The sequence below is a fragment of the Chryseobacterium sp. JK1 genome (assembly GCF_050632815.1).
Taxonomy (GTDB): domain Bacteria; phylum Bacteroidota; class Bacteroidia; order Flavobacteriales; family Weeksellaceae; genus Chryseobacterium.
Genome location: NZ_JBODRU010000001.1, coordinates 2,263,762 through 2,280,708 on the forward strand (window position 1 = coordinate 2,263,762; position 16,947 = coordinate 2,280,708).

General features: G+C 33.6%; 16 protein-coding genes and 2 pseudogenes. 6 read left to right on the plus strand and 12 right to left on the minus strand.

The window, feature by feature from the left end:
- Positions 1-430: 430 nt before the first annotated feature.
- Positions 431-754, plus strand: a complete 324-nt coding sequence (locus ACQ76T_RS10305; RefSeq protein ID WP_431343208.1) for a winged helix-turn-helix transcriptional regulator — start codon at positions 431-433, stop codon at positions 752-754.
- Between the two features lie 8 nt (positions 755-762).
- Here ACQ76T_RS10305 and ACQ76T_RS10310 read toward each other — a convergent pair whose 3' ends face one another.
- The 5 genes and pseudogenes from ACQ76T_RS10310 to ACQ76T_RS10330 form a co-directional block, all read right to left on the minus strand.
- Entirely contained in the window at positions 763-1,218 is a 456-nt protein-coding gene (locus ACQ76T_RS10310) for a VOC family protein (protein ID WP_431343209.1), read from the minus strand.
- Positions 1,219-1,780: 562 nt separating this feature from the next.
- Positions 1,781-2,488 carry a thioesterase II family protein gene (locus tag ACQ76T_RS10315; protein ID WP_431343210.1) on the minus strand — a complete coding sequence of 236 codons (708 nt, stop codon included), beginning with the start codon at positions 2,486-2,488 and terminating at the stop codon, positions 1,781-1,783.
- A 55-nt stretch (positions 2,489-2,543) separates the two neighbouring features.
- Positions 2,544-4,943 carry a TonB-dependent receptor domain-containing protein gene (locus tag ACQ76T_RS10320; RefSeq protein ID WP_431343211.1) on the minus strand — a complete coding sequence of 800 codons (2,400 nt, stop codon included), beginning with the start codon at positions 4,941-4,943 and terminating at the stop codon, positions 2,544-2,546.
- A gap of 439 nt (positions 4,944-5,382) precedes the next feature.
- Positions 5,383-5,778, minus strand: coding sequence for a transposase family protein (locus ACQ76T_RS10325; RefSeq protein ID WP_431343212.1), 396 nt, complete (start codon positions 5,776-5,778; stop codon positions 5,383-5,385).
- A gap of 69 nt (positions 5,779-5,847) precedes the next feature.
- A pseudogene (locus ACQ76T_RS10330) lies at positions 5,848-6,036 on the minus strand (transposase); the annotation flags it as partial.
- A gap of 568 nt (positions 6,037-6,604) precedes the next feature.
- Here ACQ76T_RS10330 and ACQ76T_RS10335 point away from each other — a divergent pair.
- From ACQ76T_RS10335 to ACQ76T_RS10345, 3 genes are all read left to right on the plus strand, one after another.
- Positions 6,605-7,558 (plus strand): hypothetical protein, encoded by a 954-nt coding sequence (locus ACQ76T_RS10335; protein ID WP_431343213.1) that lies wholly within the window; start codon positions 6,605-6,607, stop codon positions 7,556-7,558.
- A gap of 187 nt (positions 7,559-7,745) precedes the next feature.
- A complete protein-coding gene (locus ACQ76T_RS10340) occupies positions 7,746-8,150 on the plus strand; it encodes an aegerolysin family protein (RefSeq protein WP_431343214.1) in 405 nt (134 codons plus the stop codon).
- A 42-nt stretch (positions 8,151-8,192) separates the two neighbouring features.
- A complete protein-coding gene (locus ACQ76T_RS10345) occupies positions 8,193-10,400 on the plus strand; it encodes a hypothetical protein (RefSeq protein ID WP_431343215.1) in 2,208 nt (735 codons plus the stop codon).
- Between the two features lie 62 nt (positions 10,401-10,462).
- Here ACQ76T_RS10345 and ACQ76T_RS10350 read toward each other — a convergent pair whose 3' ends face one another.
- The gene (locus ACQ76T_RS10350; RefSeq protein WP_431343216.1) at positions 10,463-10,996 is read right to left on the minus strand and encodes a hypothetical protein; all 534 of its coding nucleotides are present in this window, start codon (positions 10,994-10,996) and stop codon (positions 10,463-10,465) included.
- 521 nt (positions 10,997-11,517) lie between these two features.
- Between ACQ76T_RS10350 and ACQ76T_RS10355 the strand changes: the two genes are divergently transcribed.
- Positions 11,518-12,225, plus strand: coding sequence for a T9SS type A sorting domain-containing protein (locus tag ACQ76T_RS10355; RefSeq protein WP_431343217.1), 708 nt, complete (start codon positions 11,518-11,520; stop codon positions 12,223-12,225).
- Positions 12,226-12,714: 489 nt separating this feature from the next.
- On the opposite strand, the gene ACQ76T_RS10360 is transcribed toward ACQ76T_RS10355, so the two are convergent.
- The 5 genes from ACQ76T_RS10360 to ACQ76T_RS10380 all read right to left on the minus strand — a co-directional run bounded on the left by ACQ76T_RS10360 (position 12,715) and on the right by ACQ76T_RS10380 (position 16,245).
- Complete coding sequence (locus tag ACQ76T_RS10360) at positions 12,715-13,266, minus strand: hypothetical protein (RefSeq protein WP_431343218.1); 552 nt, start codon at positions 13,264-13,266, stop codon at positions 12,715-12,717.
- Between the two features lie 358 nt (positions 13,267-13,624).
- Positions 13,625-14,014: a putative quinol monooxygenase gene (locus ACQ76T_RS10365; RefSeq protein ID WP_431343219.1), complete on the minus strand. Its 390-nt coding sequence runs from the start codon at positions 14,012-14,014 to the stop codon at positions 13,625-13,627.
- A gap of 24 nt (positions 14,015-14,038) precedes the next feature.
- Positions 14,039-14,671 carry a nitroreductase family protein gene (locus tag ACQ76T_RS10370; protein ID WP_431343220.1) on the minus strand — a complete coding sequence of 211 codons (633 nt, stop codon included), beginning with the start codon at positions 14,669-14,671 and terminating at the stop codon, positions 14,039-14,041.
- A gap of 60 nt (positions 14,672-14,731) precedes the next feature.
- Positions 14,732-15,175 (minus strand): nuclear transport factor 2 family protein, encoded by a 444-nt coding sequence (locus tag ACQ76T_RS10375; protein ID WP_431343221.1) that lies wholly within the window; start codon positions 15,173-15,175, stop codon positions 14,732-14,734.
- A 62-nt stretch (positions 15,176-15,237) separates the two neighbouring features.
- Positions 15,238-16,245 carry a VOC family protein gene (locus ACQ76T_RS10380; protein WP_431343222.1) on the minus strand — a complete coding sequence of 336 codons (1,008 nt, stop codon included), beginning with the start codon at positions 16,243-16,245 and terminating at the stop codon, positions 15,238-15,240.
- 24 nt (positions 16,246-16,269) lie between these two features.
- Here ACQ76T_RS10380 and ACQ76T_RS10385 point away from each other — a divergent pair, with 24 nt between their 5' ends.
- A complete protein-coding gene (locus tag ACQ76T_RS10385) occupies positions 16,270-16,449 on the plus strand; it encodes a hypothetical protein (RefSeq protein WP_431343223.1) in 180 nt (59 codons plus the stop codon).
- 91 nt (positions 16,450-16,540) lie between these two features.
- Here ACQ76T_RS10385 and ACQ76T_RS10390 read toward each other — a convergent pair.
- Positions 16,541-16,939: pseudogene (locus tag ACQ76T_RS10390) on the minus strand (SDR family oxidoreductase); the annotation flags it as partial.
- Positions 16,940-16,947: the final 8 nt, after the last annotated feature.

Here is a 16,947-nt window from a genome sequence, read left to right on the forward strand (position 1 = left end):
ACCGGTCGGTTTTTTAGTATTTAGAAGTATCATGTTAGGTAGATGTATTTTCTAAATATGGCTAAGGGTATAACCTTGACAATGAGCTTGTACCAAGATTTCGTTAAAAAAAGCTTCATACATTGCGGAAGAAGGAAAGGAAAGCATCATTAGATTTGCGCTGGAAGATTGGTGGGTCAGCGATTATGATGCTTATTTAAAAAAAGAACCTGCAAAGCTACCCATTGAATGTCTTGAAGACTGTGAACTTCTCGCGCTCTCCTTTCATGACCGCGAAAAACTCTGCAGAGAATTCCCCGAAATGGATTATCTTTTCAAACAAAGAAAAACAAGGCTGAAAAAATACATCATTAATCTCGTGAAATTGAGGTTATTTTTGATATAAAATTGAGATAGTTCTTACTTAAATAATTAATTTCGTTTTCTATTTATGAGAAAAGAAAATTCTACGAATTCCATTAATGAAAAAGCATTACAAAATTTCTGTAATGCTTCTAAAACATTGATGATGATCAGTGGTCGTTGGAAGCTTTCAATTTTATTTAAACTGATTGATGAAAATGTATCTTATTCTGAGTTTAAAATTCTTCTGCCCGAAATTACCGACAGAACGCTTTCAAAACAGCTGAATGAGTTGATTCGGGATGAATTGATAACAAAGGATAAAAATAAAATTTCCTCCATATATTCACTGACCGAAAAAGGAAAAAAATTGCAGCTGGTTTTATTTTCATTATCAGATTTTCAAAAGTAAACTTTTTGCTAAAAATTTACTTTCTCTAAAAACTCGATCACTTCACCATTGGGACTGTAAACCAAACTGTTTTTTACATTCACAGATTTAGTATTATTGATGAGGTCTAATTGAAATACCCCTTCGCTAAGATCCTTTGCTCCATATTCTATTGCTTTTTTCCGTGCATATTCAGCATTCTTCACAGTAAAACAAATATGAAGCAAAGCACTTTCAACATACTCCTCACTTTCTAAACGCTTTCTTCCCTGTGTTGGCATATCTGCATTTCTATCGCATATTTCGAGGTAACAATTGATTTTTTGATGATGCAGCATGGCACATTTTTCAAGATTAAAATCAGGTAACGACCAGTCATGAACCATTTCGAACCCTAATTTCTTATAAAAGATGATGGTTTTTTCTAAATCCTGAGCTTTAATGGATACATGATGGAAAGCAATGATATTTTCTGATAATTCCATTTATAGTTAATTTTTCATCAAAGGTAGAGAGACTGATATTGGCATGAAAGGACTTACAAAATTGTAAGTTGAATGAACCCGGCTATTATGCTGACATCTTGTGATTACAATAGTATCGATTAAACTATAATATTATTATTTCTTTTTTATCCTAGTTTTCTACGCTGGCCGTTACCAATACTTAACTTCGAACACAATATTGGTTACCAGAAACTTACCCATTAGGTTTTCACTTCTGTGTGCGCTTAATTTTAATCCTTTAAATCCTTTTATTACATCGGTAAACTTCCCTGTTTTTCAAACAAATTAAAATTATTAAATTTAGTTTGATAAACCTTATGAAAAAGAGTAAATTTTCAGAACATCAGATTATCAATATTCTGAAAGAATATGAATCTGGGAAAGCGGCAAAGACTATTGCCATATAATCATTTTGGAATTTGGCTTTACCTGAAACTGTACTATTGATTATATATATAATTCCGGAACTTAAAATAGTATTTGAAAGTGCATAGAAGATTATATATATTAATTCTTTAAATTTTAATTTGAATATAATAAATTATTTTACAATTACATGAGTAAAATAGCCCTCAATTAATTTTGCCAATTCCTGGGCATGTTCATTAATAAAAAAATGATTTCCTTTACATATTTTAAATTGAAAATCAGCATTCGTAAAATTTCTCCAATTTTCTAATCTGTCGCAAGTTTCTTCTTCATCTCCCATTAATCCATACAATGATGTATTTAATCTGATTTCTTTTTCTGAAAAATTATCGTTTTCAAGTACTTCGAAATCAGCTCTAATTATTGGGCTAAAGAATTCATACAGTTCTTCATTTTCAAGGACTTCATCCGGAATTCCACCTAACTCTTTTAATACAATCTTAAATTCAGCATCTTCTAATAGATAGCGCTTTGTATTATCTTCTTTTTGTATTCCCGGTCCCGGATTACCAGAAACTATTAAAGCTTCTGGTTGATCTCCGTTTTTTTCCATCTTTTCTACAACAGATAAACCTAATGTGGCCCCCATACTATGTCCAAATATTAAATAGGGTTTATTATTTCTCAAGGCTTTAATCTGAATGACATAATCTTTGATGGCTTCTTTTTTATTCTTTAGCAATTCTTCGCTAAAACGTTTCCCTCTTCCAGGCAGTTCAAGAGGAATAAATTCTATATTAGGTTTTATATATTTCTTAAGAAAGTCAAAAGAATAGACACTTCCTCCTGCAAAATGGAGTAAGAATAATTGATATTTCATGGTTTTTTTTTATTATTAGTATTCGATACTAGAGGACATTTGATAAACTTTGGTATTAAATTCCAGAACGTCTTTGCTCTTCTTCATTACCAAATTTTCTATTGTCAGCTTTTACTTTCTTGCTTCCAAAGCTGTAAAGAAGAGAAAGTCTGAAAAATCTGTTACTGTAATTAAAATTTCCTATTTGCTTTACCCCATTTACAATGGATATGCTATTATTTAAGTACGATGTATTAAATAAATCAGTAATTAACAGAACAACCTTTAAGTTATCATTTAATAAACTTTGTCTCACTCCTATATCAAGACTATGGGACTGTCCATTTTCAAACAATCCTCTTTTATGCTTCGAGCTATACCAGTAATTAACTTCTAATTTTGTTGTTTTAGTAAGTGAAAAAGTATTGTTTGTATTAAAATAAACCCTAACTCCGTTCTGAACCTCTGCATTTATATCATCAAGTAAGGTAGTTTTAGAACCTAAAAGCGACAGGCTGCTTTGGCTTGTCCACCAAGAATATTTATCAAATGTGTAGCTTTCGCTAATACCATAATAATATTCCTTTGAGTAGTTTTTTCTTGTTATAACCTGTAAGTCCTTCTCTGTATCTGTAGTAAAAAATATCCCAAAATTATCATTGGTAACTCTAAAAAACAGATTTGAGCTTAGCTTTTTCTTAAAAGTGTGGGTTAAATCAAAATTATCACTAAATGAAGGCTGTAAAAAAGGATTACCTACAGAATAACTGTTATTATTTAAATAAAATCGATATGGATTTAAATCATTAAATCCGGGGCGGTTAATTCGTCTTCCATAATTAAAGACAAAATTGTTCTTATCGTTTGCAGCATAGGAAACATAAAATGTAGGAAACAATTTAAAGTAATCCCGCTTATTTGTTTGATTTATTGTTTTTGAGAAACCTTCTGTGGTTGTATTCTCCATTCTTAGTCCTAATTGTAAACTCAGTTTTGAGCTTATTTTCTTTGAACCACTGGCATATAATGCCTGAATGTTTTCTTTATATTCAAACTCATTAGATTGCGATTCATCCAATACTGGCGGATTTGTTGTAGCATCAAAAAACTTGACATCACTATTTGATTTATTGAAACTTAGCTTACCTCCATAAGAGAAGTTGGCAAATTTGGTTGGATGCTCAACATCAACCTTTGCACTAAAATTTTCAATAGTCTGTCCTGAATTGTTAATGGCTGATCGCTGTTGCATAAAAGCAGGGTCATTGGGAACTGACGTATTTGTTGCAAAGCTATTATTTTGTTTTACATTGTAATCTAAATAACTAAAATCTACAGTAAGTTTTCTTCCTAAGGTGTCTAATTTCGACATAACATTCATATTATAAATATTACTGTTATATTCTCTGTCATTAAAACCTTTACTTTGAATTATTTGCTCAAGATTATGATTAGAATCAAATAATTGAGTAACTGATTTATTATCTTGATCTGGTCTTCTTATATTACCTAAGTACATAAGACCTAAAACGATATTTTTAGTAAGATCATAATCAACTGACGCTCTTCCTGTAAAACTATTCTTTTTTTGTTTCGTATCAGAATCCAGTTCCTGTAACTTATTTGTGGAAAAAGCATCAAAACTTTCAAGAGCCCTATAAGCACCAATACTTCCATTTAGCCCCAAAGAGAATCTAAGTTTATTTTTATTGTATAGGAAATCATTACCTAATGTAAAAGAGCTATAACGGTTCTGATCATAAGCAAAAGAAGATGAATTTTTCCAAGAGTTTCTCATTCCTTCTTTATAAACGATATTGATGAGTCCTCCATTTCCTCCTGCATCATACTGAGCCGGTGGGTTCGTTATAATTTCGATTTTTTTGATGTTGCCAGCAGGAATTGAATTCAAAAAACTGATTAAGTCATCACCTGACATCTGCATCAATTTACCATTCACCATTACCTGTGATGATCCTTTACCTAAAATACTAATAGTCCCATTTTGAATCATAAGACCTGGCGCTATTTTTAATGCATCCAGGGCATTACCTGAACCTGCAGTAGGACTATTCTCAACATTAAATACAAGACGATCCATCTGCTGCTCAAAGACTCTTTTTTTGCCTGTGATAACAACTTCCTCCAAATTTTTTGAATCCGAGATCAACATTATATCGTCCAAAATAGTACTGTTTTCTAAGCTGACTTTTTTATCCCAACTTTTATATCCCCAAAGATTAACCTTAATAGTATAAGCTCCTTTAACTGTCTTGATTGTAAATGCACCATTATTATCTGTAGTTGCTCCGGATTTTACTACTCCAAGGGAGTCAACAAGTGCCACATTTGCAAATGGAACGGGAGCTGTATTATTCTTTATCTTTCCTTTTACCTCTATTTGGCAAATTGCCAAATAGGGAATTAAAAGAAATAGTGCTATTAAAAAGTTTTTGTTCCTGAGTTTTTTTCTCATTCTGTTTAATTTCATAAAAGAGTTATTCATGTTATTACTTAGATAGTAAATTTATATAATTCTTAAGAAAACATGTTCAATTTAGAAATTCTTTTGTTAGTGATTAATTTTAAAAAAAATCTTATTTTAAGGGCCTTATCTGATGATAACACTTTCTAAAAGGTCATCTAATTGAAGTATAACTTCCTCATTTTGTTGATAAATAAGGGTGACTTCAACTCCATTATCTCTTACCCTACATATGATATCCAATGGATGCTGATTTGATAATAAACCTGTTTAAACTTTTATTTTTATGAGAAACAAAATAGAAAAAGCCAGATAATGTAGATTTCTCCAAGTTAGATTCAAAGTTTCAAACCTTATTAACAAAGCTTTGAAGCCATCAGGCCAAGCATTTGTTTTTTCTATCTTGAATCTTCTTTTATACAGTTTGGGATCAAAATATTTTTCGTTCTTTGTATCCCCCGTTACCAGAATTCTCCTTAATGTTCCCGATAATCTCTTTTTTATTTAGAATATCTCTGAATTTTTTACTGTCAAAACCAGAATCTGCGTTTAGAAATAATCCCTTGCTCTCGATATCTGCATCATGCAAAAGACCAAGAATCTCTTCTAATGTTTCTTCAATATTATAAAGGTCATGATGCTCTCCACTTATTGGTTTTCCCATTGAAAGCATTTGCCCCTGACTATCACAAAGGAAAATACAATTACTCGTCTTAGATGATTTTCTTCCCTGATAGCCGACTGATTCTCCTCCCATTCTGCTTCGGGTATGGCTTCCATCTAATTGTACGCTGGAAAGATTCAATTTCTTTTTATTATTCTGCAAAAGAGAAAGCCAAATTCGCCGGAAAGAACCATCCTTACACCATTTATTGAAGTAATAATAAATCAGTTGCCAACTTACGTTTTCTTCAGAAAAATATTCTTTCAGGCCTAATTCTCGCCATTGACAACCCGTTTTTAATCGTTTTATAATGAGTTTGAATATTTTTCCTAAATCAAATCTTGTAGAAAAGCCTCGCTTACCTGTGCTTAAATGAGGTAAAATCCATTTTTCCAGTTTATCTTTGCTTATAAGTTCCAGATTTTAGTTCTTTTTTTTGCAACTCTAAATTGCTAATTTTCTGGAAACTCTTTCTCTAAATAAGTTTAAACAGGTTTATTAATAAAAGTTTTTGTATAAACGCTCATAAAGTTCACAAGACCTATATTTGAAGATTCCTTTCATTTTCGCACCCATTACTATACCGACAGATACATTGATCAACAATGTTCATTTAAGTTGTTTGATGACTTTTTTCGTCAAATTCGACTTCTAAAAAAAACATCAAATTCAGTAAAAATACTTAAAAGATAATTGGTAATGTTTATTAATTTTACTTTGTAATTGAAATCTTAAGACTTATCAAAATTTATACATTACAGATGAAACTGAAGTGACATTTTTAGGAAACAAGCACATAGGTAACAATCATATATTATAGGCACAGTTACATCCTTATTCTGAAAACACACCTTAAAACATTTCTGGTATAAAAAGGGTTGACCATCCGGAATAACAGAAAAAAGATATACCGTTTTACAAGCACTCAAATAACATCAACCTGCAGAAATATCTGCCAGGATAAAATATTCACAAAAACTAATTAACAATGGAAAAAATCAAATTAACATTACCCATTTCGAATACCTACTCGCTAGGTGCCCTGAAAATAATGCAAAAGGAAATACCATTAGAAATGGAGCTCATAGAAGGCAATCACATTATTAACAGTGATTCTATTGAAATAGGCAATTATTTTCAATATAAAATATTTGCTTACCTATCGATTCCTTACAGCTATGACCCCGATTTGCAGTACGTAACTATAGCAGGACCTGACGATACAAGCGATCGGCAGATTAGAATTATCACCAACCTGGAGACGATCCCGGAGACAACGTACGTTCATCTTTTGAACAGTAAAGGACTTGTGGTAAGCTCCAACAATCTCTGGTCAGATTTTATAGAAAAATCCCCGGAAATCAGACAAGTCAATAAAATAGCTTTAAGACAGACCATAGAAACGCTTGTGCAACAGCTGTTGGATGCGGGAGTACAGGGTGTAATACAAACAGGAACACCTCCAGTGGTAACACCTGATAACTACAATGATTACAAAGCAATGTTCATGCCCGAGAAAGAAGATGTACAACAGCCAACATTAGAAGATATTCTTCAGGTTCAGGCGGTTGTATTCTCTACTTATTATGGGACCATTACCTGGACCTCCATGTACTCTTTTGCCAATATTATGTACTCTACCAATGATCCCAAACCTCCTGGATATAGTTCCTGGATTACGCTCTGGAACGATAAATGCAACGGCGGTTATTACCCTGCAAAATGTACCTCATATAACTATTCGAATGGCAAGTCCGGATTTGTCTGTGGGACAGATTTTGTAGGTGGTCATGTCATCCCGGGAACTACAGCAAAAAGTGTTGCCAAGGGTGGTACTGCTTATATTTTCCCTATTTGTAAGGCGCATAACAATAACGACAACATTTATATGTCTTGCCGATTTAATCCGAAAGGAGTAGTGCTGAAAAATTATAATCAATAGCTTTTCACACAACTATCAGAAAACTTGTAAGTCGCCATAGCATATACATGTTAAATCATAAAAAGTAAATAGAATATGGGCGACTCGTTACAGTGATGAAGGCAAGTAAAAACATGTGGAGCAGCACCCACTAAAAAAAGAATTAGTATACGAAAAGCAATAGTAGAAACTTAAATATTATAAAATTATGGCATACGCACAATGGATTGAAGTTAAAATCGTATCAGAAAACATGACTTTAACAGTAAAAAATGCAAGCTTATCATGGGGTAAGTTTTATGAGCAAGGAAATAAAGATAAAGAAATCAGCACTGCTGATATCAATAAAATCACAGTAGAATCTGGCAAAAATGCATCCATATGCTCCTGCGGAAGATCAGACGCTTCTTCCGGTACAGAAGGTAGTTTTGAACTGTATAATGGAGATACCAAGATTGGTAAATTTAACTGGGACTGCCCTTGGGGTAAAAAAGACAATAGTTTTAACTGGAATCAGGATGCCAGCAAAGATTCCTACTTTTCCAGCAGAGAAGGCGGGAATACAAATTCCGGAGCAATTGGTAATGTAACGATTACTTGTATTAAACTATAGTTGATTAATACAATTTTCTAAAAACTATAAACTATAATAATCATGAGCAATACAAAAAGTTCAAACGGATCAATCAATCCCTTTTATGCTGTTGAGGTTGGAAGCATTATAAAAAGTGATACAGGGCGATTCATGGCCACTATCATAAAAGGAGATATTACAAGAATGGTTCCCGACAAGGAAGTAAAGCAAACGATGACAGGTGGTAGTTCATTTGTTTATACCGACAGCCTAAACCAAGGTTCTGTAGGAGTTTCAGGATCTTACGGTATCTCCGGACTTTCGAGTATTAATGCCGGATTGTCTGTATATGTGGGTAATTCAGCTGCAGAATTAACAAAGAAGATCTCAGTGAATTATAACGTACAAATGTTGTCAGGTGTTGAGTATATAAATTTCAACGATTTAAAAGCCGAAGATTTAATTAACTCACTGCAAGAAAACCCTAAACAAATGGCATTGCAGGCATTAGACAATTATAATGCTTTAACAAAGAAATTAGGAAATGATAACCTGTTAAAGATCATGCAATCTCCGGACGAACATCCTGAAATTATGAGACTAGTCAATGATTGGGTAAAATCTGTTCAGCTTTTCTTTAAAGAACACGGTGACGGAATGGTTGTAGGAGTAGTATGGGGAGGTATGGGAACAGTGTCTTTGGAGATGATATCTTCATCTGGTGAAAGCAGCTGGAAATATGGCAGCAAAGGGAATTTTACGTATTCAGGAATTGGTAAGGCGATTACTGTAGAAGCGGCATATGACGGAAGTAATTCTCGCAGAGAATCAGATGTCAAGGTAACCACATCATCCTGGTCCAGTGGCGGATGTGTACAACAACAGATTGCTGCATGGAGTCAGGTTGTGGAGGACAAAGCATTCAGTGAGATCAGTTCAATCAGCCTACTGGAAAAAGCGCCACAGGTAAGTTCAGTAGCAGATGCACCCAAAATACCCGAATTCAAAACACCGGAAAAAGATCCGAAAGTAACGGAAAAAGTAGACGAAATAAAAAGTCTGGATAATTTGGAAGAAATGGCAAAGGCATCCGCCTTTGAGGAAGCTAAAAAGACCGAAAAAGACCTGACATTAGAAGAGTTTTTAAAACGTTCTGAGGATAAAGCAGATCCGAAAAATGTTGTTGATCTTAAAAAAGATGTTGCTGAAAATAATCTTGATGTGCTTCAAAAAGATACTGCACTCAGAAAGGTTAATCTTACAAAACAATCCAGAGCTATTGGGCTGCTTGATACTGAACCAATTGAAAAAATTGAAACTTTAAAAAAAGATGACAATTATACTGTGCTTGGTGTATGGATCAGTAACTGGCCCGACTTATTCCCATGGATGGCTACGGGATATTTAAATGCTATAGATGATTTAAGTTCTACACAAGAGCTATTAAAAAAACAATCGATGATTCAGGATTTTCTTACCCTCGGAAAAACCTATTATATGCTGGAAGCAAGCGGAATATCATATACTGATTTTAAAATGTCTCCGTTTAATCAGATTGCAGCCTCCTTCAGTCAGCAAGCAGGTTATATCAGGGATAATTTTGATGCTGAAGACGTTATCCAAACCGCATACAGCAAACTAAGTACAGATGCACAGAAAATTTATAAAAAATGGAACGACATTAAGTTTCTGCGTAGTGCAGAGTTAGGATTAGGTGTACTTTATAAAGGTCAAAAATCCATCGGAAATGACATTGTAAAAACAGAATATAATGCCGGATATACCAATATATGGTATAAAACAGAAGATTGTTCTTTTTTACCTAATAACTACAGTGCCTTTAGTACATTTTTAAAAGTTCTTCCATTCATTACACCATCCGGAGACATCTATGCTTTTGGCCCTTCACAAATGATTCTAAACCAGATCAATAGTGATGGAGCGAAGTTTTCTAAAAACCCGTTAATCGCTGCAAAGTTTGAAGTCGATATGGATAATCGAACATTAAAAAAGGGAGATATGGTGCTTTATCCGGTAAAGTTTGATGCGGCTAAAGATATCTCATCAACATGGCAGGGTCAAAGTATCAACACCAATATAGCAGCGATCAAAAACATTAATGAGCATCTTGATAATGCAATACAAAAGATGAAAAACTTAAATGTTTACAGCTTTAGCAGCAGCAGTTGGAAACCCAATTGGAAACCTGAAAATTATTACAGCATTAATTCCATCAAAAAACAATACATTGGAATTGTAGAAGAACTACATAATGTATTTGGCAATTAATACCTGTCACTACACCTGATCATCACAAAACCATCAAATGTAATTCATTACTTGATGGTTTTTTAGTTCTTTGTAAACATGTCTATAATTTTTTGTTTTGCCTCTGGTTCTTCTTGTTCATATACCTTATTAAGTATTAAATAAGAGTTTTGCTCAGGCGAGTTTAAATGAACGAAATGTTCGGAATTAAAGAAAAACCTGGCAAAATATGTATACACTGAAAGACGTTTATTGTTTGCCTTATTTACATTACTGAGCTCATCAATAGTTGGACTAGCCATAAAAAAAAACGACGCTAATGGATTTTCTTTATAGATTGACAATCCGATTTGAACACAGGTTGCGATCACGTTTTTTGCTATGGAAGGACCAACATTGGCAAGTTCATTAAATTTGTCAGCAATTTCTTGGTTTTCTTCAAGGCAAAATTGAAGGACATATACGTGATGTTGGTATTCCTCAAAGGTAACCAAATAACGTTTTTCGCCAGCATTAAATTTATATACATGTACTGCTTTAAAATAATGACTGGGATTATTTGCTCTCAGTACTTCACAAAATTTATACTGATAAATTTCTAATTCAGAAAGTGACATATAAGTAAGGATATAATCATCAAATAACTTGGCTGTTTTTTTATAAATGTAAAAAATAAATGTAATATAATTCTAATATTTTACTCAAAGAATAGATATACTTACAATTTAAGATTTTTAAAATGATGTACAACTTCCGACAAATGATTTGAGCAGAATCCTTACGAGATCACAAAAGTTTCCATTAGATGAAGATGGAGCCTTTTAATTTTGAGAACAAAATTCTTCAAATCATACTTTTCAAAATTTAATGATTGTGATGGAACCAAAATGAATTGCCCCGGATTTTCACTTTATTTTTGTAATTCTAAATCGCTAATTTTCTGGAAACGCTCTTCTAAATAAGTTTAAAACAGGTTCAAAATCAGACATTATTTTGAAGAGAAATTTCATCCTATTTTAATAGCTATTCTAATTTTTAAAAATCACCGCAAACTACCATAAAATAAGGATTTTTTGAAAAAAAATCTCAATTAATTCCGAATAAATTCAGTACTTTTGCGCGCAAATTAAATTCTTTAATGAAACAAAAATTAACTACTATTTTACTATTGTCCTCTGCAATTATTTTCGGACAAAATTCTATCACAACTACTTCAACTACTGTAGGGGCAACCACTACATATACCTTTAACTTAACCGCTGGTCCAGGAGGAGGAACCTGGAATGCTATTTCTGCCAAAGTTGTACCGGGATCTACCCTTCCCTCTTTCTCTGCTAATGCTTCACCTGCCAGTACTTCTGATATTGATGTTTTTCTTAATGGTTCTACTACCGAAACTCCAGGATATCTACGAAATTTTGGAAATGGTGAATTGAAAATAGATATTTCTCAGGCACTTTCTCAAGGCACAACAATTAAGGTAATTATTAAAAATGTTATCAACCCATCTGCAGCCAACAATGCAACCGCTAAAATAGCCTTTCAGAATAGCAATTATGCTGACCTAAATAGCTTTTCAAATAACTTTAATATCACGGCGGGAACACTGAATACTTCTGAAAATACATTCTCAAAAAATAAAACAGAGATTTATCCAAATCCTACCACTGATTTTATAAGATTAACAAACCTTCAATCCAAAGTTCACTATACAATTAATAATCTTAATGGGCAGTTGGTTTTGGCTGGAGAATATAATAACAGAGATATCGATGTCAGACAACTTCCAGTTGGAATATATATTCTTAATTATGATAATCAATCAATTAAATTTCTAAAAAAATAAGTAAATAATTACAATATTAAATACGTCGGTATAATATAAAGATAGAACATCTGTTCTATCTTTTTTAATTTTATGAGTATTGTAAATAAAAATTAACTTCAATCATTTACTGCAATATTTAAAATAATTCCAACCCCAGGTTTATCCAATTATTATAAGCGGCTTCCTGAGCCTGCAATCATTTTTGAGCCAAAATTATATCAATTTCCTTTTCTACTCATACTTCGAACAATATTTTTCTGCCCCTACATACAATGGAGTAAGATCTACTTTAGCCGTATTTACTGCTAATACAAGTTTTTCATTTTTAGAATATCAATGATCTCAAAAAACACAAATGGTATCTATCACAAGATTCCCAATCAGAACATGATTCACAGTGGACAAATTCTGTTTCAATAGGTTTTGATACATTGTTACGGTTCTTTATATCTTGTTTTTCATAACGTTTATTTAGCTTCTCCTCCTCCACTCAACTTTATCTTCTTATTAAAATGTACAAATAGCTTCATTAAAATTCGGTGCAGTTCTTGCCTTTGTTAGCTGATAGGCACGCTTAAGCGCATCCTCAAATTTACTGTCAGGAGTGACAATTTGCTTACCATCTATCTGGCGGATTGCTTTATCATCCTTTGCATAATAACGGTATACACTTTTTGTTTCAGGGCCCATTGCAGGACCTCCGACAATGGCCTCAACGGCAAAAATAAATTTTCCCTCTTTAAAATAATATTCAGTGAGTGTGTATCCATCACCTTTAATATATTTTTCAACAATCTTCCTTACATCATTACCCTTCATAAAGTAGGCAGTCTCCCCTTCATCAACACACTCAAGATCTTCATATTTAAAAGATTTTGTCTTTAAATTCATTCCATTGATCTTTTTGTATTCCGCTTTAATATCATCTATATCTTTATTTCCCTGTTGTACGGAACGTTTCAAATATCGTTCGGAATAGTTAAAATGATTGTTGGGAATGCTGGCTGAAGACATACAAAAGAAAAAAAAGAGCACAGCTAAGGTCTGTATTTTATTCATTGATCTGGTTATTTGTTCAAAAATAAGGAGATATTTTCAAATCAGGATTTGTCTTACAATAAATTTCAGATAATATGCTTGAATCTATCAAAAGGAAAAATACATAAAAAGAGAATCGTATTTAAAGATACTGAATAAATATATTTGAAAGAGCAGACATGAAGAATACATAAATAAGAAATAATGATTCAATCCTGCCAAAGAAAGCGCAGGCTTATTGCCGGACTGATAAAGGATTTATTCACAATCCTTATATGAATGATGAATGAGAGAGCGTTTATGCTTTCTAAGGCAAAAGACTAAAGAATAGAAAACTATTTTTCCTGCCCTTTTAAGCTCAAGAGTTCCTTGTACTTGATTAGGCTTTGCCGGCTACTTTTCCACGCGGATCGTCTATATGAATTTTTGAAACATCATAACGAACACCTTCCCTGTCGAGAATTCGAACGTTTTTCACCACAGTACTCAACGCCTTTAAAAATGTTTCTGAGTTTTCGTGGCGTTTATACGCTTCCTCATCCTTCCAGCCTTCCAACAGATGAAATGTATTTTCATCTGTTAAGTCTTGTGAGAAAGCATAATAAATACAGCCTTGCAATTGATTGGCAGCAATCATCTCAGGAATAACTGCATCAATGAAAATGTGTCTGTCTTCTGGATGTACTTTGTAATAAGCACTTACCGTAATTTCGGTAGGTTGCGTTTTATCGTGATTGTTGGATGTACCTATTTTTTCTGAATGATTCATATTATTTATTTAAAAAATTAATGATTAAAGAAAAGTAACAAAATCCTCAAAGGGTTTGCGTACTTTTTTCTGTGTAAGATTCCAGTCATTTTCTGGGTCTCTGTAGCCCAAAGCCAGGAGCATTGAACTTCGTAAACCTCTGGAAGAAAGTTTCAAAAATTCATCCAGTGCAATTGGGTCAAAACCTTCCATTGGTGAAGAGTCTATTTCTTCTGAAGCAGCTTCAACAATTGCTAAACCTAAAGCAATATTCGCTTGTTTTGCTGCGTGATGAAAATTTTCCTCGATGCTCATATTTCCGAAAAACTGCTTTGAAAATTCTCTTTGTTTGTCATAATGAGCAAAATCCAGATTGCGTTCTTCAACCAGATAATCGAATACCTTATCAATTCTTTCTTTAGAATATTCGTCCCAAACTGCGAAAACCAGAAGATGTGAAGACTCCACAATTTGAGGCTGATTCATTGCAATTGGCAATATTTTCTTTTTGATTTCGGCATCACTGATGACGATGATTTCGTAAGGCTTCAGTCCAATTCCTGAAGGAGCTAAATGAGCGGCTTCCAAAATTTTACGGAGTTTCTCTGAAGGAATTTTTTCGCCCGTCATTTTTTTTGTGGCGTATCGCCAGTTCAATAATTCTATTATATTTTTCATTCGATCTTATGTTTTAAATCAAGGCAAATGATGATTCAAACGACCTTGATGGCTTTATATTTAAAGAACTCCTAACTGTCCTAACAGGATCGTTCCTGCATTATAACAATGAAATGATTTCACTTTGCCATTTTCTATTTTGAAGACGTCGCAACAAGGCACTTCGATTGTTTTTCCTGTAGGGGCCAAAGTTCCTGACGCCAATTGAAGGGGTCCGTTGTGAGTTCCGTTCAACGACAATTCTACGATTACTGTATTTTCATCTTCCAGGACATACAGGTCGTATAATTCTCTGTGCATGTCCGGAAATGCGGTAGCAAAAACATCTACCGTTTTACCAATGTCCTGACCATAATATCTAGTTCCGGAAGATACGTCCCAAAAATAACCGTCTTCTGAAAAAAGTTCCGTAAATCCCTTCGAATCCTGAACTTCGGCAATTCTGTACAATTCGCGGATTAATGTTTCGTTTGCTGAATTTTGATTGATTACTGATGCTTTCATACTGTTTTATTTTATATGTTAAAGAGTAGTTGATTAAAATTTGGTTTGATATTGAATAGAAATTACTTTTTGTTGTCTACAAAAACGTATAGTTTCACAGCTTTACCGTTTTCAAAAACGAATAAATCCATTCCTGTAACAGCATCCGGTTTTTCGGGAGTTCCGTTTTGCCAGTACAGTCTTGCAATGTTATGGTTGACGTCTATTGCTTTGATATGAGAAAATTTAGAATTTGGACTTTTCTGTTGCAATCCATCCACAAAACCATTGATTTCTCTATGACCGATGGCGATAAAGTGACTATCGACCATTTCAATATCATCAGCATAAATTTTTGACATTAAAGCTTCACGCTTTTCAGGGTCTTTCTCATTCCAGATAGCCAAATGCCCTTCTACCAAAGATTTAATCTCTTTTTCAGAAAGTGTTTTAGAATCTGACTTTTCAGTTTGATTTTTTACAGCATCTTTAGGTGACCATAAAATTGTTGCCGGATTTTTTTTCTCATACCCTTTTCCGTTTGGATAAGAAACCAATTCCATTTTAGAGCCCCAAGGTGTTACAAAATATACCCAGGTTTCACCTTCCGTATCTCCTGAAGGCATTAAAAATGGCTCTCCTAAAAATTGAACGCCTTTACCTTTAAGATAAGCTACACTTTTGCTGATATCATTAGTATAAAAAGCAATATGGCTTGCTCCGATATCGTCTCCTCCTGGGTGCTGTAAACTTCCTCTGTTATCCTGATATTCGAATAACTCTATATTGGCACCTGTTCCGGTCTTTACCATTTTGATCGTTACAGGACCTGTTTTAGCATTCATATGGTTATTCTTTTTCCAAGTATTATCCAAAGGAATCGGACCTAAATTGGTAACTACTGAGAAACCCAAAACATCTGTAAAAAAATGAACCGCCTGTTTCATATCCGGAACGTTGATTCCCGTGTGATCTATTCCAAGGATTCCTGTTTTTTCCTGTGCTGATGTATTTGAAACAGCTGTTGATAATAAAAGTGCACTTGCTACTGCTGTTGCATTGGCTTTGATTTGTTTTTTTAAATTGCTCATTGTGATAAATTTGTTTGTTATTGTATGAAGCAAATTTCCAACATTCAGGGGCCTTCTTCCATTGACAAAAGCTTGAAAAAAAAGCAAACAAATGTCAATGAAAATGATAGTCTTATTTTTAAAACCATCATTTTAGCCCCGATTGCAACGGCATCCTTTTGTGGAGCAAAGCGGATCAAAAGATATAGTGGAAAGCGGGATTAAGCTCCCAAAGAATAAATACTGATTGAATTTTAAAAAATAAAAAAGATCGGAACGAAACATTCCAACCTTTGAATTACTATTTACATTCTGTTTATTCAGTGTATTTTGCAAGCCATTTTGTTTTCAATTCTGCTCTTGCATTGATGAATTCCCAATCTATTCCCTGTGCAACAGCATCCAGTGGGAAACGTAAAGGCCGAGGGCCTCCTTTCATCTGAATCAATTCTAAAATTCCGTCTGCGATGGTTTGCGGATTCATATTAAATTCTTTCATTTTACCAAACAATGCAGCTCCAATCGCATTGAATTGCTCAGTTGCCACAGGATCATACAACGTTGCAATTTCTGGTTTGTCTGCATTAACTCCTGCTTTTTCTCCTGTATTCATTTCTGTGAGATACTCTCCGGGCTGGATGGAAACGTTATCGATATTAAATTGTTTCAATTCGCCCTGCAAACCTTCGGTAATACTTTCAACCCCAAATTTCGATGCAAAAT